1 tRNA gene and 1 rRNA gene are annotated in these 252 nt (G+C 52.8%); both read right to left on the bottom strand.

Annotation, left to right across the window (positions count from 1 at the left end):
* Position 1 precedes the first annotated feature (1 nt).
* Positions 2–75 (bottom strand) — tRNA-Ile (locus F8197_RS28400).
* A gap of 64 nt (positions 76–139) precedes the next feature.
* Positions 140–252 (bottom strand): 16S ribosomal RNA (locus F8197_RS28395); the annotation flags it as partial.

Raw genomic sequence — 252 nt, 5'->3', positions numbered from 1 at the left:
GTAGGGCTGGTTGGACTCGAACCAACGACCCCCGCGTTATCAACACGGTGCTCTAACCAGCTGAGCTACAGCCCCAAATGCTGTTCTTCTTGATTGACAGTCGATAAGTGTGAACGCTTGATGATGAGTGCTACTCTAGAAAGGAGGTGATCCAGCCGCACCTTCCGATACGGCTACCTTGTTACGACTTCACCCCAGTCACGAATCCTACCGTGGTAAGCGCCCTCCTTGCGGTTAAGCTACCTACTTCTG

It is taken from the genome of Duganella sp. FT27W (genome assembly GCF_009295655.1).
GTDB classification, from domain to species: domain Bacteria; phylum Pseudomonadota; class Gammaproteobacteria; order Burkholderiales; family Burkholderiaceae_D; genus Rugamonas; species Rugamonas zoogloeoides.
The sequence above is the reverse complement of the archived record's forward strand: the minus strand, read 5'-3'. Positions and strand labels throughout refer to the sequence as shown.